Origin of the sequence: Listeria grandensis (assembly GCF_014322885.1) — a bacterium.
GTDB classification, from domain to species: Bacteria; Bacillota; Bacilli; order Lactobacillales; family Listeriaceae; genus Listeria_A; species Listeria_A grandensis.
This window is the reverse complement of sequence record NZ_JAASUG010000001.1, coordinates 597287-616285: the sequence shown is the minus strand read 5'-3', so window position 1 is coordinate 616285 and position 18999 is coordinate 597287. Positions and strand designations below refer to the sequence as shown.

Here is an 18999-nt window from a genome sequence, read left to right as displayed (position 1 = left end):
TTTAGTTTTCCTCCTCAAAGCGAATTTGGATAGCGCGAGCATGCGCGGTTAAACCTTCTTTTTCAGCGAGTAACACAATGGCATCCTTCTCCTTTTCGAGCGCATCCTTTGTATAGGAGATAAACGATGTCCGTTTGCAAAAATCAGCGACGCCAAGCGGGGAGAAGAAGCGCGCCGTGCCACTCGTCGGCAAGACATGATTTGGACCAGCAAAATAATCACCGAGCGGTTCGGATGCATAAGCGCCTAAGAAGACAGAACCAGCGTTTTTCACGTAGCTCAAGTAATCCATCGGGTTTTCCAGCTGAATTTCTAGATGTTCCGGTGCGATGTCATTCATAATCTCGAACGCGGCTTCGATTGAATCAGCAACAATGACTTGCCCAAAGTTTGCTATCGAGGCGCGTGCGATCTCTTCACGTGGCAATGTTCGCAATTGTTTTTCGACTTCGCTTGCAACAGCTTGGCCAAACGGTTCGCTTGTCGTAATGAGAATCGCGCGCGCTAGCTTATCGTGCTCCGCCTGCGACAATAAATCCGCAGCTACAAATCGCGGATTCGCTGTTGCATCCGCCACGACTACAACCTCAGAAGGTCCTGCAATCATATCGATGTCCACGATGCCAAACACTTCTCGTTTTGCCAATGCGACAAACATATTTCCAGGTCCAACGATCTTATCTACTTTGGGAATCGATGCTGTTCCGAAAGCTAACGCCGCGATGGCCTGCGCGCCCCCAACTTGATATACTTCGTCGGCTCCCGCAATCTTGGCAGCCGCTAAAATATAAGGATTCAAACCATCCGCACCAGGCGGAGTCACCATAATGATTCGCGGAACGCCTGCGATTTTGGCTGGGAGAATGTTCATTAATACCGAGGACGGGTACGCCGCCGTGCCTCCGGGAACATAAATACCAGCCGTTTCGAGTGGCCTAACGAGCTGACCACGCATGACGCCGCGTTTTTCCGTATCGACAAACCCAGACTGCTTCTGCTTTTGGTGATAGGAAAGAATGTTTTCCTTCGCCTGCTCCAAAGCTTGAATGAAATCTGACTCGACATGTTGAAGCGCGTCATCAAGATCGCTTTGTGGAACCCTAAAATCGGTTAGCGTAACCCCGTCAAACTGCGACGTCAATCGTTTTAGCGCCTCATCACCATTGTCACGAACATCTGCGACAATTCGCTTGACGGCAAGCTCCGTTTCGATTTGCGCCTCATCAACTACTGCCGTATGTAATTGCTGAAAAATTGCCGCTTTATCCCCAGAAATAAATCGCATCATCGTGTCTCCTCCTCCAATGTGTTTTCCAACAAGTCAATCAACTCGAAAATTTCCGCCTTATTCCGCTTCAGCGAGGCCTTATTTACAATCAAACGTGCCGAAATAGCGTACATCGTATCAAAAATGACCAGTCCGTTTTCGCGCAAAGTTGATCCTGTTTCCACAATGTCAATAATCGCATCCGCAAGTCCAAGTAGGGGTGCCATTTCAACAGAGCCCTCAATTTTAATGATCTCGACGTCCTCACCGCGTTCCCGAAAATATTTTGTCGCAACCGTCGGATACTTCGTCGCAATAATTTTGCGTCTATAATCGCTTGGATCATAACTTGGCGTGGATGCTAAGCAAAACTGACATTGCCCAATTTTTAAATCCAGCATCTCGTAATGCTCCTTGTCTTGCTCCATCAGCACGTCTTTTCCAACGATTCCGATATCTGCAACACCATGTTTGACATAGGTCGCGACATCCGGAGCTTTCGCTAAAATAAACGAATAGGGCGCATCCTCGCTCGCAAAAATGAGTTTCCGGCTTTTTTCATGCAGCATCTCGCAATCCACGCCAGCTTTTTCAAGAAGCGCAACAGCCGATTTTTCCAAGCGTCCTTTTGTCAGCGCAATTTGTAGCGATTTCATGATAAAACCTCCTTCTCTGGATCGATTTCGCGAAGCTCATTACCAGATACATCAATCAGTTTATGATATTGCCATTTTTTCGCATAGGCCACACTTTCCGAAAGTTCATCAAAAAAACTGAGCGAGCTGTTCGGCGTCTTGGCAAGCACTTCTTCCGCGAGTTGCGTCGTTTCTAGCGAGTAATGAATAAATGTTTTAGCGATATGCTCCTGCTTTTTCAACGTCCGGCGTTTCAGTGAAACAATCTCATCTAAATTCAGCGCGAGACCAACCGCAGGCCAATTCTCCTCGCCAAACTGGGCAAGAAGCGAATCATAACGTCCACCGCTTAGGAAATGAACAGCAGACATATCCGCATATCCCCGAAAAATGGCTCCCGTGTAATAATGAAGTTCCTGCACGAGGCCGATGTCCACCGATAAGTGCTCCGGTGCATTCACGACCTGAACAATCGTTTCCATCTGTGTCAATGCCTCCAAAATAAGTCGATTATCCGTCAAAGCCCGCGCTTCTCCGATTGTATCCACTGACCCAAACAATCGCGGCAATGCTAAAATAAAAGCATCCATCGCGCTCGGGTGACTCGCCACAAAGGATCGAATCCCGAATAAACTCTTATTTTGCAAGGCTTGGCGAAAGATTTCCTCATCGTTATCCTGCAACGCAAGCGACTGGATAACCGCTTGATAAATCGCGGCATGGCCAATCTCGATTTGGAAATCTGTCATCCCGAGTTCCCGTAAAACTGCAATCGCGCTAGTGATACACTCAATCTCCGCCTTTATCGATGCAAAACCGATAATCTCAATCCCTGCTTGCGTCATCTCGTTCCGTTCCCCAGCCAGCTCCTCATTCGCCCGAAAAACCTTGCCACTATAACAAAGCTTGAGCGGTGGTGTGACGCCAGTAGTACTAATCACGCGTCCAATGGGAGAAGTCATGTCAGGCCGTAGCACTGTCAAGCGTCCTTTTGTATCGAAAAAACGGTATAAGTTCATATCATCAATCGCCGAAAAAACATCATCAAATTCGATAACTGGCGTCTCAATCCTTTGATAGCCCCGCTCGTGAAATGATCGGTTCACTTGATGTTCCATATCATAGGCCGACGCGGCTTCCTTGAAAAGTTTATCTCTTGTTCCAATAGGCAAATTCCGATTCCACTTCATTGATCTGAGCTCCTTTTTCATAAAACTTTAACATATTAGCATATTAGCAGAGTAAAGCGTTTTTGTAAATAGATAAAATAAAAACTTCTGTCCCTTCATTATATCAGAAAAATGAAATATTTTATAAAGATAGCATGACCTTCTTTCCAAGGGATGCTATAATTGGAAGAAAAGAGGAGTGGTGGCACATGATCAAGCGCGATGGACATACACACACTGAATTCTGCCCGCACGGTTCTGGTGATAAAGTAGAGGCGATGATTGAAAAAGCAATTGGACTTGGATTTACCGATTATTCGATAACGGAACACCCGCCGATGCCCACAGCTTTTGAACAAGAAATTGCTAATTCGAAAGAGGAGATTGCGACGGCGGCACTTCAGTGGGATCAGCTAGATGCCTATTTTAAGAAGGCACATGAGGTGAAGCAAAAGTATAGTGATCAGATTCGGATTCACGTCGGATTAGAGGTTGATTTTTTACCAGGATTTGAAGCAGACACGAGAGCTTTACTTCGGGAATATGGTTCGCAGATGGATGATGGTGTTTTATCGTTGCACTTCATGCCGGGAGTTGGTGGCTGGCGATTTATCGATTTCTCAGCGCCAGATTTTGAAGCTGGCATTTGGAAGCATTATGGAAATTTTGCGGCGATTCAAAAAGCCTACTATGAGCTGATCCGGGAATCATTGTTTGCCGATTTAGGCGCGGCAAAACCAACTCGACTGGGTCATATCTCGCTTTGTCAGAAATTCCAGCATTATTTTCCAGAGCATGAAACGGCAATAAAAGGGGAAGCGAGACAGCAAGTATCGCATCTACTCCAAGATATAAAAGCGCGAAATTATCAATTAGATTGGAATACAGCGGGGCTATATAAAGAATATTGCAAGGAAGCTTATCCACCACTTGATATTGCCAAAGAAGCACATTCACTTGGCATTGAGTTAGTCTACGGCTCAGATGCGCACAGCTTGGCAGATGTTGGCCGCGGCTACGATGATATAGAAAAATCTTTGTAGGCGAATTACAAGAAATCATAGAAAAAAGCTGAAACTCCATCCATTAGGACGATATTTCAGCTTCTTTCTTGCATTTTTTAAACGACGAACACAAAATATAAAATAAATAAGATCATCAAAATATACATAATCGGGTGAACTTCTTTGTAACGACCTTTAAAAAACATCGTGATCGGGTAAAAGATAAACCCAAGCGCAATCCCCGAAGCAATCGAGAAACTAAGCACCATCATCAAAATAACCATGAAACAAGGCACGGCGATCTCGAATTTAGACCAGTCAATATGCGCCACATTTCCAATCATCAAAATCCCGACTATGACAAGCGCTGGCGTCGTCACTGCACTTGTAATCACACCTAGCAGCGGCGAAAAGAACATCGAAAGAGCAAAGCAAATCGCAATCACAATCGCCGTCAAACCAGTCCGTCCACCAACCGCCACACCAGCCGTTGATTCCACGTATGAAGTGGTCGTTGATGTCCCTAAAATCGAGCCAACAATCGTTGCTGATGAATCTGCGAATAGCGCCCGACTTGCACGAGGGACTTTGTTATCCTTCATAAAACCAGCCTGATTTGCAACAGCCACCAGCGTCCCCGCGGTATCGAAAAAGTCAATAAAGAAGAACGTCAAAATCACAATCAACATCTGCGGCGTGAATATGTCTCCAAGATGAAAAATCGCTTGCCCAAATGTAGGTGAAATATCAGGAATAGGCGCCACAATTTGCGTCGGGACATCAATCAATTGAAAGAGCATCCCGACAATAACCGTCGCAGCCATCCCGATAAAAATCGCACCATTTATGTTCAAGGTCATCAAAACAATCGTGATGACAATGCCGAAAACAGCAAGCAAAACCGTACTGTTATGTAAATCTCCAAGCGCCACGAGTGTCGCTTTGTTTCCCACGATAATCCCGGCATTTTTCAGCCCAAGAAAAGCGATGAAAAAGCCGATTCCTGCACCAACTGCGAATTTTAGTTCTGTCGGAATGGCATTGATAATTTTTTCTCGAATCCCGGTGACGGTCAGTACAATAAATACACAACCGGAGACTAAAACACCTGATAAAGCAGTTTCCCAAGGAATTCCCCATTGCGCACAAACCGTGTAGGCAAAGAAGGAACTAAGCCCAATGCCCGGAGCGAGCCCAATCGGATAATTCGCAATCAATCCCATAAGCAGTGAGCCAACCACAGCTGCTAGAGCTGTTGCGACAAACACCGCGCTCATGTCCATTCCAGTCGTTGCTAGCGCGGATGGATTCACAAATAGTATGTACGCCATCGACAAGAAAGTCGTTAACCCCGCCAAAATTTCCGTTCTAACCGTTGTCTTATTTTCTCGCAGTTTAAACAATTTTTCCATTAAAAAAAGCCTCCCTGAATTGTGTTGTCGCACATTTTTCAAAGATGAGCCATCGCAAAAAAAAGCCGTTTCTAAGTCAACGAAAAAGAAACGCAGTATGCTATTGCTCGTAGTGTAGCCATTTACGGTAGCTAAGTAGAAACGTCTGGGCCATATTCCTAGACATATACGACATGTGTTTATTTTAGCTTAGTTAGTGGCGGTTAGCAAGAGGGGGGGAAAGAATCGTTGCAAGAGAATGAGAAACTGGCATAATGAACATAAAAAGAGAGGCGCTGGACACACAACTCCCTTAACAAGTAGAAGTTGCTGAAGACAATGACTTAGTTTGGATAGATATCAATAAAGTAGACAGTAAAATGATAAGAAGAAGTGAAATGCTCTGATAAAACTTAACTTCAAAAGATATGAAGGATAGTATATGGAAGAAACACACGATAATGGCTGTCCTATATTTACATATATAAGAAAAAAATTATTGCTTTTCACATGTATTATATGGTACGTTTTAATAGAGATGTATTGCTCAATTACAAACAGAAAAGGGGCTTAACAAGATGAAAAAGGGACTATCACGATTACTTTTAGTCACGATCGCTATTACAATGATCGTGTCTACGATTCCAGCGTACGAACCGTATGCGGAACAAGGAGTGCCACCAGCAGAAGGAACAATAGAAGGCGCATCAGAAAAAGCAACGATTAAAACCGTAAACAGTGGGGATACAATGCTGCTTGCAAACAAGTTGCATCTAGGTATACCACTAAATAGTGGCTAATGGAGGTGAGGACGTTGTATAAGAAATGGAATCATTTTTATAATGAGCATCCCTATTGGAGTGTCTTGATAATAGCTATTGTAAGTGGTGTGATAGGTATTTCAATAGAATTTATAGTAAATGGTGATTTTATGGAAACGGCGATTTATGGAGTATTATTTTATAACATTTTGATGTTGTTAAGTGCTAGGAGAAGAGCAAAAAAAATAAAGAATAGTTGATGAAGGGAACAAAGTAAATGTAAAGAAAGGGCGCGCTGAAAAAGTGATGCTCTTTCTTAAGGAAAATGGAAAAATTGTTAGTAAGTAATAGAAATGAAATTTACAAAAAAGGAGTTGAAGTGGTGTGCGTAGCCTTTGTGACCAAGGAAGTGACTCTCCACGCCATGACTTTTCTAGAGAATAGGTCCAAACGCATATATAAACAAAGGATTGTTTGATGGGAATATAGAAAATATCACTAATCCATATTTGATTAGGCGCTGATAGTTGAAACTTTAAGCTTCCGACTGAATAATATTTAAAAAAACCGTCATTATGTCTTAAAAAGATAAAATGACGGCTTTTTTGATCATCTCAAATACTACTTTATTAAGTTATAAGTTTATACTTTTAAAAAAATAGGGTATAATGAGGATATTACACGAGCTTAATGAGCTTGTCCTTTGGAGGTAGAAATGATGAAATATGAATTTCCGCAAGATTTTTGGTGGGGTAGTGCTGCTTCGGGTCCGCAAACGGAAGGGGCTGCGGATGTTGATGGCAGAAAACCTAGTATTTGGGATCATTGGTACAAGGAGGAACCGGGTCGATTCTTCAATAATGTTGGGCCTGTGAATACGTCTAACTTCTACTATCAGTATAAAGAGGATATTCAGTTGATGAAGGAAACGGGACATAATTCGTTCCGGACGTCGATTCAGTGGTCGCGCTTGATTCCAGATGGGATTGGTGAAGTGAATCCTAAAGCGGTGGAATTTTATAATAATGTGATCGATGAGATGTTGGCAAATGAGGTGGAGCCGTTTATTAACTTGTATCATTTTGATATGCCGATGTCGATGCAGGAATTGGGCGGCTGGGAAAATCGCGAAGTTGTGGACGCTTATGCTGCTTTCGCTAAAACGTGTTTCGAGTTGTTTGGCGACCGTGTGAAACATTGGTTTACATTTAACGAGCCGATTGTTCCTGTTGAGGCGGGTTACTTATATGATATGCATTTTCCGAATGTCGTTGATTTCAAGCGCGCGGCACAGGTGGCTTACCATACAACGGTGGCTCATGCGCTTGCGGTCAAAGCGTATCATGCATTGCAGCAAGATGGTGAAATTGGAATTATCTTGAATTTGACACCATCTTATCCGCGTAGCCAAAATCCAGCCGATCTACGCGCTTCACATATTGCAGACTTGATTTTTAATCGAAGCTTCCTAGATCCAGTGACAAAGGGCGAGTTTCCGGCTGATTTGGTGGATATTTTGAAAGAGCATGATGCGCTCCCGGTTTATACGGAGGAAGATTTGGCGGTTATTAAGAACAATATTATCGATATTCTAGGTGTGAATTATTACCAGCCGCGCCGTGTGAAAGCCAAGGAATATGCGGCTCATCCGGATGCGCCATTTATGCCGGAACACCTATTTGATAACTACGAAATGCCTTATCGTAAAATGAATCCATATCGTGGTTGGGAAATTTTTGAGAGGGCGATTTATGATATTGCGATCAATCTGCGTGATAATTACGGCAATATTCCGTTCTTTATTTCGGAAAATGGGATGGGCGTGGAAGGCGAAGATCGTTATCGTACGGAGTCTGGCTACATCGATGATCATTACCGGATCGCGTTTATTCAAGATCATTTGAAGTGGTTGCATAAGGCTATGAGTGAGGGCGCGAACTGTAAAGGATATCATCTGTGGACGTTTATGGATTGCTGGTCGTGGGCAAATGCTTATAAAAATCGCTATGGTTTAGTTGAAGTGAATCTGGATCAAGATTATAAACGGACGGTGAAATCTTCTGGGCGTTGGTACAAGGCGCTTTCAGATAATCATGGCTTTGATGCTTAATTATATGATAAAATAAAAGAAAAAAAGAGGTGTTTGGCATCATGGCGAATAATCAGACAAAATATAGTTTTATCGCGGAAGAGTTGAAAAAGCGTATTTTCGCTAAGGAATATCCTCTTGATAAGCCAATTCCGGATGAGATGTCACTTGCGAAGGAATTTGATTGTAGTCGTATGACGATGAAAAAAGCACTGGAAGTTCTTGTTTTGGAAGGGCTATTGTATCGTAAGCGGGGGCACGGGACGTTTATTATTAAGTCAGCGCTCGATATGGATCGGCTCCATATTCATAGTCAGGAAGTAAATGGATTTACGAAGTTGTTGGAAGGGCGCGATGTGGAAAGTAAGATCGTGGGCTTTCAGGTAACTTTTCCGGATGTACATGTGGCGGAGCGGTTGAATATTGATTTGGAGACGCCGGTTTATGATATTGTGCGGGCGCGGATTCTGGACGGGGAGCCGTATGTTTTAGAGCATACGTGCATGCCGGTAGCGTTGATTCCCGGTGTGACACAGCAAGTGTTGGAGCATTCGATTTATACGCATATTCGCGAGGAACTGAATTTAAAAATTGCGAGTTCCTACAAGCAAATTCGGGCGGATAAGCCGAATGCGTTGGATTTTCAGTATCTGGATTGTGCGCAAGATGATCCGGTGATCGAGGTCGAGCAAACGGTTTATTTGAATAATGGGATGGCGTTTGAATACTCGAAGTCGCGCCATCGTTATGATAAGTTTGTGTTTACGACGGTGAATATTGCTAGGCGGTAAAATGGGGAAGGCTGTGTTTCTTTGATGAGGCGCAGTCTTTTTTTAGTGGAGAAATGGCGGGGAATGTGCTATGTTGATTTTATGAAAATAGCGATGGGGTGCGGTGGATATGATACATATTTTAGTGGTGGATGATAATTCGTTTATTACGGGCGGACTGGAGATTATTCTTGGAACGATGGATGGGATTGAAGTGGTTGGAACGGCTGCGGACGGGGCAGAGGCCGTAGCATTTTGTCAGGAGCATGAGGTGGATGTGGTTTTGATGGATGTGCGGATGCCTGTGATGGACGGGGTTCAGGCGACGAAAGTGATTACGGAAACAACGCAGACAAAAGTGATTATTTTGACGACGTTTGATGATGACGCGTTTATTTTGAAGGCGATTGAGAACGGAGCGAAGGGCTATTTGCTGAAAAATAATGATCCGCAGATGATTCACCATGCGATTGTGAGTGTGATGCAAAATCAAAGTATTATTCAAGATGAAATTTGGGATAAGGTGAAGCGCTCGCTGCAGGATGAGGTGATGCCTGCTGCTCCTGATTTGAGTGGATTGCACTTGACGGCGCGAGAAATGGATGTGATGAAGGCTATTGCAAGCGGTCTTTCAAACAAGGAAATCGCGAAGAATTTATTTATTTCGGAAGGAACGGTTGCCAATAATATTTCGGCACTCCTTGGAAAATTAGGATTAGATCACCGAACGCAGCTCGCGATATTGTATTTGACGGGCAAAATTGGAGGCGTTGAAGGGTGACGAGGTATAAGCTAACGCTGGATGTGGCGTTTTGTTTGTTGCTGATCGTATATTTATTTGAGGAAAATACGCCGAGTGGGATTATTGCTCTCTATTTATTGCATTTTTTGCTGTATATTTCGGTGACGTTATTGTCGTTTATTCTTGTGCGGTACCAGCTGGGAATTCGGCTAGGGTTAATTGGGCTGGTTTGGTTGGTAAGCGTTTGGTATTTGCCTCTGATGGGGCTATTAATGCCGTTTTGTACGCTAGCTTTGTTATTGCGTGATGAGAAGTGTCCACCGAAATGGATAGGATGTGCTGTGATTTTAACCCTGATTCCGTTATTTTTCGGAGGGTACACGTTGATTTATGTAGGGATTAGTATTTTTGTCGGTGCTTTTTATTGGTATTTGAACCGGGCGGCGTATGTCATGACGGAGATGGAGCTAGAGAATGAAGGGATGCGTGTGAAGCTGGATGGTTTTGCGGCAAGGCTCGATGCTGCGGAAACGAATAATATCCGACAGACGTATTTGGCGAAGCTTGAGGAACGGAACGCGCTATCTCATCAGATTCATGACCAGTTAGGGCATTCGCTGACGGGTGGTTTGATGCAGCTTGAGGCCGCGAAGGCATTGCTTAAAACGGATCGGGAAAAAGCGGCAGAACTGCTGGATAATGCGATTTTGATCAATAAGTCGGGCATTGAGGAGATTCGCAAGACGCTTAAAATGACTAAACCTGCTCAGGAAAGTTTAGCGATTAATCGCGTGAAGGCGCAACTAGAGACATTTGAGGCGCAGTACGGGATTCGGACGATTTTTCAAACGCAAGGAATCATTGCAAAAGTGACGCAAGCGATGTGGTATGTTTTCATCCAAAATTTGACGGAAGGTTTGACGAATATATTGAAATATAGCCAAGCGAGCCGCGTGGATGTGACGTTTGCGGTTTTGAATAAGTTTGTGCGTTTGGAGTTGAAGGATAATGGTGTTGGTGCAGAATCCGTAACGAAAAGCCTTGGTTTGATGGGAATGGAGGAGCGAACGGCGAAACTTGGTGGCAAGCTGATTATTGATGCAACGGATGGATTTACGCTTGTGACGCTGATTCCGCTCGAAAACGTGAAGCATGTGAAAAAATTCGTGAGATCTTCACGGTGAGAAAGTGAGTATTTGCACTGTTGCGATGCTCGCTTTTTTTCTATACTAGGAAGTAAGATAAGCATGGAAATGAGGGAACGCAATGAAAATCGTAGAAATTGAGCAACTAACGAAGAAATTTGAGAAAAATATTGCAGTGGATAATCTGGATTTGGTCATTGAAGAGGGGCAGATTTTTGGATTGCTTGGGCCAAATGGTGCTGGGAAAAGTACAACGATCAGCGTTTTATGTGGACTTTTGAAGAAGAATACGGGTGTGATACGACTTTTTGGTGAGGAGCAAGAGCAACATAGTTTGGAGATTAAGCAACGAATTGGCTTAGTGCCTCAGGATATTGCGCTGTACAATGATTTGTCGGCGTTTGAGAATGTGCGCTTTTTTGCGGGGCTTTATGGGCTTCGTGGGAAGGAACTGGATACGGCAGCAGAGACGGCATTGGAGTTTGTTGGTTTGGCGGACAAGCGGAAGGAGAAGCCGGGTACTTTTTCAGGTGGCATGAAGCGGCGCCTCAATATTGCGTGTGCGATCGCGCATAAACCAGCGCTGATTATTATGGATGAGCCGACGGTCGGGATTGATCCGCAGTCTAGGAACTACATTTTGAAGTCGATTAAAAAGCTGAATGCGTCAGGTTGTACGATCATTTATACAAGTCACTATATGGAAGAAGTTGAGGAGTTGTGTGATTATATTGCGATTATCGACCATGGCAAAGTGATCGCGGAAGGTACTAAAGAACAGCTTGTGAGCCTGGTTTCCGATATGAAAGAAATGCGAATCGTTGTGGATGAGGTTGCAAAAGTGGATCTGGACGAATTGCGGACGATTTCTGGAATCCAATTAGTGGAAGTACTGGCTGGCAATACGCTGAAAATTACTTCAAACAGTGAAGTGAACAACTTGAATACGGTATTAGAAGTCTTGATTCGTCATTCGGCGGAAGTCGTCGAGATGAACCAGCAAACGCTGAATTTGGAAACGGTCTTTTTAAACCTAACAGGCCGCAAATTACGAGATTAGAGAGGAGAAGTTGGGCAGATGATGATTTTTCATATTATGTTGAAGGCAATCAAGCTCACGCTGCGTGATAAGGGCTATTTTCTCTATATGTTAATTTTTCCATTAGCGCTGATTCTAGTGTTAGGGAGCGTGTTGCAGGATAGCTTTAGCAGTGATGTCAAGCTTGATAAGATGACGATAGAGTACGTGGTGCAAAAGGAAAGCCCGCTAGGCAAGGGATTTGAGCAGTTCGCAAAAGACGCCAGCGGGAAACAGATAACGTTTAAGGAAGCAAAAAGCGCGAAAGCCGGCAAAAGTGCGGTCGAAAATGGAGATGCGGTCGGATTTGTTGCGGTTGCGGATGATTTGACGGTGACGACCAACTCACCAAGCGCTATTGAGATGAGTGTATTGAATGGTTATTTAGACCAGTTTACGGCGCAATATCAGTTGGCGAGCACGATTGTAAAAGTAGACAAGACGCAAGCAAGTGTGTTGCAAAATCCACCGAAACCGTCTGATACGGCTGTTCATATCGAAAAGCAGGCGTCAGGAAATAAGATTAGTGCATTTGAATATTATGCGGTTGCGATGATTGCGATGGTGATGATGTTTGGGATCAACAGTGGTATCAACGTGTTTCGTGAGGAGAAGGTGCGCCATACAGATGTGCGATTGTTCATTGCACCAATCAAGAAATCTACGGCGATTATCGGGAATTTTCTCGGCGCGATTTTTATGCAGGTCGTGGCGCTTCTGCTGCTAATGGTGGTTTCAAATCTCTTTTTCGGGGTGAATTGGGGGCCATATGTCGCGGTGATTTTCGTGATTTACTTTAGCTTGTTGTTCTTGTCGGTGGCGCTTGGAATGGCGGTCGACGTGTTTAGTAACGGGAACCCTGCGGCGACGGGAGCGGCGTCGATACTCGTGCAAGTGTTCGCTTTTCTCGGAGGCGCGTACTTCCCGACTGGAGACGGCTTAATGTCGAAGCTTTCACCGATTGGCTGGGTGCGTATCGGCGTTCGTGATGTGATGTATAATCAGGATGTGGCTGCAGCTGTCATACCAATCGCGACTAATTTATTGATAACTGCTGTGCTTGTCGTCATGATGAGCTTGTGGATTCGTCGAAAGGAAGTGTATTAAAATGCAACAAGTTGGATGGATATTTAGGCATAATTTGAAAAGTCTCACGCAGAGCAAGGCGAAATTGCTGATGATTATTGGCTTGCCGATTTTGAGTATTTTAATCTATTTTCTTTCGTACGGTGCGCAATCGACGACTGCCGGGCTGAAAATTGGTTTGGTAAATGAGGATCCAGGCGCGTATACGACGCAAATGGTGACGTGGATGAAGGCGGACAATAAAGAGGCACAGTCGGTTTCACTATCCGATGGAAACAAGAAACTCACGAGTGGGTCGCTAGATGCGCTTGTTATTTTTGAAAAGGGATCGGAAAAAAGTATCGAGGCTCTTGATCCGCAACATATTACGGTGAAATCGATTCAAGGCGATACGGTGAACAAGACGGTGAAGGCTACAGTGAACGCTTCACTCACCAATATGATGACGATGATGAAGGCGAGTCAAAATGGCGGACAAGATTTCTCTAAATATGCGAGTACATTCGACCAATCCAAAATTAGCGTGACGCAAAAAACGACAAGCACACAGCAAGATGTTATTTTGATGATGTCGATGCAAATTCTTGGTTTTCTATGTATGATGTTGCTGTACGCGGCGGGGAATCTAGGCGAATTAATTTTGCAGGAAAAAGAAGATGGCACGTTTTACCGACTTATGTCCACACCGCTTAGTAGCAAGGTTTACCTATTTGGGAATGCGCTTTTCTCGTTAGCGGTTGTTGTGACGGAGATCCTGATTTGTCTCGTAGCGATGCGATTTGCATTTGGCATTGATCCAGGGGTATCTTATTTTGCCCTATTTGGTATCCTGTTTATTTTCGCAATCATGGCAGTGCTTCTATCGCTCGCTTTAGGATTTACAGCGACGAGCAGAAAGAGCGTCAGCGGTTTGCAAATGATTCTATTCACATTGACAAGCTTGCTATCCGGCGCGCTCATTCCAGTAGCCATCATGCCAAGCTTCATGCAAAAAATCGCCGAATTCATGCCACAGTATTGGGTTATGGACGCGATCACGACACTACAGCAAAACGGCAATTTGGCCTCTATCAGTCTGAATATCGCGATTCTGCTAGGCTACGCATTACTGTTCTTCTGCATTGCCAGCTACAAATTCACAAAAAATACACGCGTCCATTCGTTTGTATAATAAAAAATTCCGCGGTGCCCAACTAACGAGGCATCGCGGAATTTTTTCCAATCCAATCAGAAATCTTGGACAACTCCATATTACTATCTAGCGCAATGGCTACCGTGAAATCCTCCGCATCTTGATTGCTTGCCAAGAGCTGCCAACCATTACATTTCAAAAATAAACCTAAAGAAGCAAGTGCTGTTCTGTTATTCGCATTCGCAAAACAGTGTTGGATGATCAAGCTTTTGTATAGTATCCCAGCCTTGTCATGTGGCGTAGGATAAATCTCCCGTTCAAAAACGATCTGTTTTGGCTGCTCGATGCACATGTTAAGCGATCCGGGCTCCAATATGTCGCCATCTATTTTCCCCGCATAACGCTTTTGCATAAACTCTGCCAACGAAAGACACTCAAATATTTTCCTTATGTTCACGAAAACGGCGAATACTGTGGTTCAGAACTTCCGAAAGTACGAGTCCAGCGGCGATAGCACCAGCAACTAGAGCAACGCGTACCGAAAAAGAAATAGCTTCGATATAATCACCGAGCACAAAATTCCGAACGGCTTGGTAGGCTAGACCACCGGGCACCAATGGAACAATGCCTGGAACGTTGAAAATGGTAACAGGTAACCTTTTAGATTTTGCAAAGAAATAACTGGCGATAGCGACAATGAACGCTCCGGCAAGCGTGCTCATCGTTGTGCCTGCCTCTAGGTGAGATAAAATCCAGTAAGTCATCCAGCCGAGCGTCCCGGTAAATCCACATTCTATTAATGAACGACGGGGAACATTTGTGATGATGGCAAATGCGAGTGTGGCGAGGAAACTGAAAACAATTTGCATGAGTACTATCGAAAACATTGGGTCATCTCCTTCCAGATTTGTTGAGAGTCTTACGAAGCGAACTTTGCTGAGTTAGAGCCTCAATATGCATGGGAACCGTAGGTGAGTATGTAATCCATGTGTTGCATCGTGTCCTGCGCCTTCGGATCCAGCTTCAACGGCCAACTCCTCGAAAACTTCACGCCCTCCACAAAAACCAAGAGCGGGTTTTTATTGCGGCCGCTCCAGTTTTTTTCGGAGCTGAGCGGGCCGTTTCAGCTTTGTTGTGGCTCTTACGAAGCGAACTTTGCTGAGTTAGAGCCTCAATATGCATAGGAACCGTAGGTGAGTATGTAATCCATGTGCTACATCGTGTCCTGCGCCTTCGATCCAGCTTCAACGGCCAACTCCTCGAAAACTTCACGCCCTCCATAAAAAGCAAGATCGGCTTTTTACTGCGGCCGCTCCAGTTTTTTTCGGAGCTGAACGGGCCGTTTCAGCTTTTCATTCAACCGAAAAAGCGGAATACCACTGCTATCCCAATCCCAATCGTCCCTGCTGTAATCAAGGCTTCGGTTCCGCGCGCCATTCCTGACAGTAGGTGTCCAGCCAGCAAATCGCGCACGGCGTTTGTAATTGGAACCCCAGGCACGAGCGGCATGACACCACCAATAATCATCTTGTCCAAACTCACACCCCAGCCGACCGAAATCGCGAGTACCGACAATAAACCAACCGTAAATGCAGCTAAAAACTCGGCCAAAAACTTCACTTTAAAAAATTCGGTACCGTAATAAAAGATGATAAATCCGATCGCGCCAATCATACATGTTGCAATCAAGTCTTTCCAAACCCCACCAAAAATCATCATCAATGTACCACTGACAACTGCTGCCGCAACGATTTGTAACCAGATTGGAAAGAACTTCACCTCTTTATCCAGCGACCGTAATTGCGTATAAAATTGACCTAGCGAAATTTGTTTCATCGTAAATTCACGCGATAAATCGTTGACCTTGGAGACTTTCTCCAAATCAATCGTTCGCGTTGGTATTTGTTCCATTTTTACCGTCGAACCGCCTTGCAACGCCATAAAAATACCAGTTGGAGTTACGAAACTTATCCCCTTGGATTCTGAAGCAGCCTCTGCAATTCGGCTCATCGTATCTTCCACGCGGTACATTTCTGCGCCGCTTTCCATCATAATTTTTCCCGCGAGTAAACATGTGTCGAGTAAAAAATCTTGAGGAGCATCTTCCATCGCATTACCCTCCGTTCTAACTAATCTCTCCTCCCATCCTAACGCAACAACAGCAATTTTTCTAGTCAAAATAAAAAGATTTTCTAAAAACACGATTCTACAAGGCGATTTGAGGGTAAACATCTGGTATTATGAACTATGAAAGCATTACGTATAAAAGGAGTCTTTGCAGATGAGCAGTATCGAGTTTGAAATTGTAGAACACATTGGTGTATTGTCGGAAAACGCTAAGGGATGGCGCAGAGAGGTTAATTTGATCAGCTGGAATGGTCGCGCCCCAAAATACGATATTCGTGATTGGGCGCCAAATAATGAGAAAATGGGCAAAGGCATTACGCTCACAGAGGAAGAGTTTAAAAAAATCGCTGAACTAGCGAAGTAACGGGGGAATTTGTTTATGTTTGCATATGACATTTATGAACCAATTGATCGCAAGGCAGAAGATACGTTTCCGACGATTTTTGCACTGCATGACGTTGGAGCTGACGAGCTAGATTTACCAGGAATTTTAGAATCGGTCATGGATAGATTTGTCATCGTTGGAATTCGCGGAAATGTCCAACAAGGTCCAGGATACGCCTACTACAAAATGGTATCAGAAGGAGAACCTAGCGAAAAGACGATTACATATGCAGCAAACAGCATCCACGAGTTCGTTGAAAAAATCATCGGTCAGTATCCATCGATCGATCGCAAAAAAATGTATTTGATGGGCTTTGGACAAGGCGGCATCGTATCGATGACGGAATTCGTCCGCAATGGAGGGATGTATCACGGTGGCGTTTTCCTGAGCGCGAAGTTACCAGCGTTTCTCGAGGCAGGCCCGAAAAACCTCCTTTTAAAGAAGAAGCCCATTTTTGTAGGCCACGGAATTAATGATGCCGTTCTTCCCGTTGTGGAAGGCGAACGCATTGCACGATATTTTAAAACGATGAGTGATGAAGTGACACTCAGGACGTATTACGTAAGCCATAATGTGAATGTAGCCGAAGAAGATGAAATTATCGATTGGCTCACAGGCATAGAAGAAAAAGTTACAGACTAGGAGGATTTACAAAATGAAAGCATTAGGATTTACACAATTCGGAGCTCCCGAAGTATTTGAAGAATTAGAACTAGAGACACCAAAAGCAAGCGAAAAAGGTGTAGTTATCAAGGTTTTAGCCGCAGGGGTGAATCCTTATGATGCTCTGTTACGCGCAGGCGTGATGCAAAAAATACGACCATTAGGTTTCCCAATTGTTCCCGGAAGCGATGTCGTCGGTGAAATTACTGAAGTCGGCTCCAAAGTGAAGAACTACGCGGTTGGAGACATCGTCATTGCCCATCCTTCTATCGGTGGTTACGGCGAGTATGTCGCGACACCAAGTTACAATATCGTCAAAAAACCCGAAGAGATGAGTATAGAGGAAGCGGCAGGACTATCGTCTGTTGGAATTACGGCGTACTATGCCCTACAAGTTGCGAACGTGAAAAAAGGCGAGACACTGATCATTCAAGGAGCCTCAGGAGCAGTTGGCGCGATCGCAGTACAAATTGCCAAAGAAAAAGGTATCAAAGTGATCGGGATTGCGAGTAGTAAAAATGCAGATTACGTTAGCGCACTCGGCGCAGACCGCGTCGTAGCTTACGATCGTGATAACGTAGCTGAACTGCTGGCAGATAAAGCAGACGTTGTACTGGACGCAAGTTTTGGCGGTAAAGGTGCCGCGAAAGGACTTGCTTACGTGAAAAAAGGCGGGCGTTACATTTCGCTTACAGCAGTTCCAGAACATGCTGAGGACAAGAAAGTGACAGCAGTTCGCTTGAAGCGCACGAAGGACATGAAGGATAAAGAAGCTTTGAGTTACTTGGCGGATTTATATCGCTCGCATAAATTGCAGTTGAAGACGGCGGAGGTACTGACGTTTGACCTGCGCGGTGTGATTGGCGCGCATCAGTTGATTGATAAGAAGAAAGTAGCTGGGAAGTTGATTTTGAAGTAGGGAGAACAAAACGCGTAGTTACCATGCAAAGGTATTTTAAGAAGCCCAGTAAACCGTTATACAGCAAACGGTTTACTGGGCTTCTGCCATTTTAAATATTCAGTAGTTTTAAGAGGTGAATGTACTTTCACTTTCTACGGTGTTAACGCCAGCGCTCTAACTTTTTCAAGAATTTTTTAGTATACATTTTATTCAGAAAAAATTTCCCGATCTTACTCATGTCAGATTCCTGAAAACCTTTTAAACTTATTTCATAAAACTCATCGAAGGTTGCGTCAGGGTTTGTCCACTGTCCCATTTCATAACATTTCAAACAATATTTTTCTGAGCGCGTTCCGTCTTTTTCGGTACCAAATTCTTCTGGTTTATTCATAGGTATGCCGCAACTTTGACACTGTGGTGTTTTCGCCATTTTTCATCTCTCCATTTCTATGTTATCCGCAGAATTTTACATGTTATTCAGATTTCAATAACAAAGATCTAGTATAGCGTACTCTTCGCCTGGATACAATAAGAAATCCGTGATTTTGCTGTTTTAGGTGGAAGAAAGTACTTTCGCGCGGTGGTACTAATCCTAACGTCAGTTGATTTTGAAGCAATAGAATTGGAAGTAAGGCACCTAATTTTGGTTATGAT

The 18999-nt window shown here is 44.1% G+C and carries 21 protein-coding genes and 1 riboswitch; of the genes, 13 read left to right on the top strand and 8 right to left on the bottom strand.

What is annotated here, in order from left to right:
- Nucleotide 1: 1 nt before the first annotated feature.
- Genes hisD through hisZ form a run of 3 tightly spaced genes read right to left on the bottom strand, consistent with a single transcriptional unit; the run spans nt 2 to nt 3092 of the window.
- Nucleotides 2-1285, bottom strand: a complete 1284-nt coding sequence (gene hisD / locus HCJ54_RS02580) for a histidinol dehydrogenase (RefSeq protein ID WP_187136553.1) — start codon at nt 1283-1285, stop codon at nt 2-4.
- Nucleotides 1285-1923 carry an ATP phosphoribosyltransferase gene (gene hisG, locus HCJ54_RS02575; protein WP_036065842.1) on the bottom strand — a complete coding sequence of 213 codons (639 nt, stop codon included), beginning with the start codon at nt 1921-1923 and terminating at the stop codon, nt 1285-1287. The genes hisD and hisG overlap by 1 nt, the downstream gene beginning before the upstream one ends.
- Nucleotides 1920-3092, bottom strand: a complete 1173-nt coding sequence (gene hisZ / locus HCJ54_RS02570; protein ID WP_187136519.1) for an ATP phosphoribosyltransferase regulatory subunit — start codon at nt 3090-3092, stop codon at nt 1920-1922. The genes hisG and hisZ overlap by 4 nt, the downstream gene beginning before the upstream one ends.
- A gap of 191 nt (nt 3093-3283) precedes the next feature.
- Between hisZ and hisJ the strand changes: the two genes are divergently transcribed.
- Nucleotides 3284-4114: a histidinol-phosphatase HisJ gene (hisJ, locus tag HCJ54_RS02565; RefSeq protein WP_187136552.1), complete on the top strand. Its 831-nt coding sequence runs from the start codon at nt 3284-3286 to the stop codon at nt 4112-4114.
- A 77-nt stretch (nt 4115-4191) separates the two neighbouring features.
- On the opposite strand, the gene HCJ54_RS02560 is transcribed toward hisJ, so the two are convergent.
- Nucleotides 4192-5487 carry an NCS2 family permease gene (locus tag HCJ54_RS02560; protein ID WP_187136518.1) on the bottom strand — a complete coding sequence of 432 codons (1296 nt, stop codon included), beginning with the start codon at nt 5485-5487 and terminating at the stop codon, nt 4192-4194.
- Nucleotides 5488-5577: 90 nt separating this feature from the next.
- Nucleotides 5578-5679: riboswitch (purine riboswitch) on the bottom strand.
- A gap of 365 nt (nt 5680-6044) precedes the next feature.
- On the opposite strand from HCJ54_RS02560, the gene HCJ54_RS02555 reads away from it, so the two are divergent.
- The 9 genes from HCJ54_RS02555 (at nt 6045) to HCJ54_RS02515 (ending at nt 14308) form a co-directional block, all read left to right on the top strand.
- Nucleotides 6045-6266 (top strand): hypothetical protein, encoded by a 222-nt coding sequence (locus HCJ54_RS02555; protein WP_187136517.1) that lies wholly within the window; start codon nt 6045-6047, stop codon nt 6264-6266.
- 14 nt (nt 6267-6280) lie between these two features.
- Nucleotides 6281-6487 carry a hypothetical protein gene (locus HCJ54_RS02550; RefSeq protein ID WP_051998442.1) on the top strand — a complete coding sequence of 69 codons (207 nt, stop codon included), beginning with the start codon at nt 6281-6283 and terminating at the stop codon, nt 6485-6487.
- 458 nt (nt 6488-6945) lie between these two features.
- Nucleotides 6946-8337 carry a glycoside hydrolase family 1 protein gene (locus tag HCJ54_RS02545; protein WP_187136551.1) on the top strand — a complete coding sequence of 464 codons (1392 nt, stop codon included), beginning with the start codon at nt 6946-6948 and terminating at the stop codon, nt 8335-8337.
- A 41-nt stretch (nt 8338-8378) separates the two neighbouring features.
- Nucleotides 8379-9107 carry a GntR family transcriptional regulator gene (locus tag HCJ54_RS02540; protein WP_187136516.1) on the top strand — a complete coding sequence of 243 codons (729 nt, stop codon included), beginning with the start codon at nt 8379-8381 and terminating at the stop codon, nt 9105-9107.
- Between the two features lie 109 nt (nt 9108-9216).
- Nucleotides 9217-9867, top strand: a complete 651-nt coding sequence (locus HCJ54_RS02535) for a response regulator transcription factor (RefSeq protein WP_185526272.1) — start codon at nt 9217-9219, stop codon at nt 9865-9867.
- Nucleotides 9864-11012, top strand: a complete 1149-nt coding sequence (locus HCJ54_RS15595) for a histidine kinase (protein WP_187136515.1) — start codon at nt 9864-9866, stop codon at nt 11010-11012. The genes HCJ54_RS02535 and HCJ54_RS15595 overlap by 4 nt, the downstream gene beginning before the upstream one ends.
- Before the next feature lie 82 nt (nt 11013-11094).
- Nucleotides 11095-12033: an ABC transporter ATP-binding protein gene (locus HCJ54_RS02525; protein WP_187136514.1), complete on the top strand. Its 939-nt coding sequence runs from the start codon at nt 11095-11097 to the stop codon at nt 12031-12033.
- 18 nt (nt 12034-12051) lie between these two features.
- Nucleotides 12052-13158 carry an ABC transporter permease gene (locus HCJ54_RS02520; RefSeq protein ID WP_187136513.1) on the top strand — a complete coding sequence of 369 codons (1107 nt, stop codon included), beginning with the start codon at nt 12052-12054 and terminating at the stop codon, nt 13156-13158.
- Between the two features lies 1 nt (nt 13159).
- Nucleotides 13160-14308, top strand: a complete 1149-nt coding sequence (locus HCJ54_RS02515; RefSeq protein ID WP_244966876.1) for an ABC transporter permease — start codon at nt 13160-13162, stop codon at nt 14306-14308.
- 22 nt (nt 14309-14330) lie between these two features.
- Here the strand turns inward: HCJ54_RS02515 and HCJ54_RS02510 are convergent, their stop codons facing one another.
- The 3 genes from HCJ54_RS02510 to HCJ54_RS02500 all read right to left on the bottom strand — a co-directional run bounded on the left by HCJ54_RS02510 (nt 14331) and on the right by HCJ54_RS02500 (nt 16378).
- Nucleotides 14331-14693 (bottom strand): type II toxin-antitoxin system death-on-curing family toxin, encoded by a 363-nt coding sequence (locus HCJ54_RS02510; protein WP_187136512.1) that lies wholly within the window; start codon nt 14691-14693, stop codon nt 14331-14333.
- A 10-nt stretch (nt 14694-14703) separates the two neighbouring features.
- Entirely contained in the window at nt 14704-15156 is a 453-nt protein-coding gene (locus HCJ54_RS02505; RefSeq protein ID WP_036065852.1) for a threonine/serine exporter family protein, read from the bottom strand.
- A 469-nt stretch (nt 15157-15625) separates the two neighbouring features.
- Nucleotides 15626-16378, bottom strand: coding sequence for a threonine/serine exporter family protein (locus tag HCJ54_RS02500; RefSeq protein ID WP_185526277.1), 753 nt, complete (start codon nt 16376-16378; stop codon nt 15626-15628).
- A 172-nt stretch (nt 16379-16550) separates the two neighbouring features.
- On the opposite strand from HCJ54_RS02500, the gene HCJ54_RS02495 reads away from it, so the two are divergent.
- From HCJ54_RS02495 to HCJ54_RS02485, 3 genes are read left to right on the top strand one after another with little or no spacing between them, the layout of a single operon-like run.
- A complete protein-coding gene (locus tag HCJ54_RS02495; RefSeq protein WP_036065856.1) occupies nt 16551-16760 on the top strand; it encodes a YdbC family protein in 210 nt (69 codons plus the stop codon).
- Nucleotides 16761-16775: 15 nt separating this feature from the next.
- Nucleotides 16776-17423: an alpha/beta hydrolase gene (locus HCJ54_RS02490; protein WP_036065857.1), complete on the top strand. Its 648-nt coding sequence runs from the start codon at nt 16776-16778 to the stop codon at nt 17421-17423.
- Between the two features lie 13 nt (nt 17424-17436).
- Entirely contained in the window at nt 17437-18363 is a 927-nt protein-coding gene (locus tag HCJ54_RS02485; protein WP_187136511.1) for an NADP-dependent oxidoreductase, read from the top strand.
- Nucleotides 18364-18505: 142 nt separating this feature from the next.
- On the opposite strand, the gene HCJ54_RS02480 is transcribed toward HCJ54_RS02485, so the two are convergent.
- On the bottom strand, nt 18506-18775 hold the full coding sequence (locus HCJ54_RS02480; protein ID WP_036065859.1) for a zinc ribbon domain-containing protein: 270 nt from the start codon (nt 18773-18775) through the stop codon (nt 18506-18508).
- Nucleotides 18776-18999 lie beyond the last annotated feature (224 nt).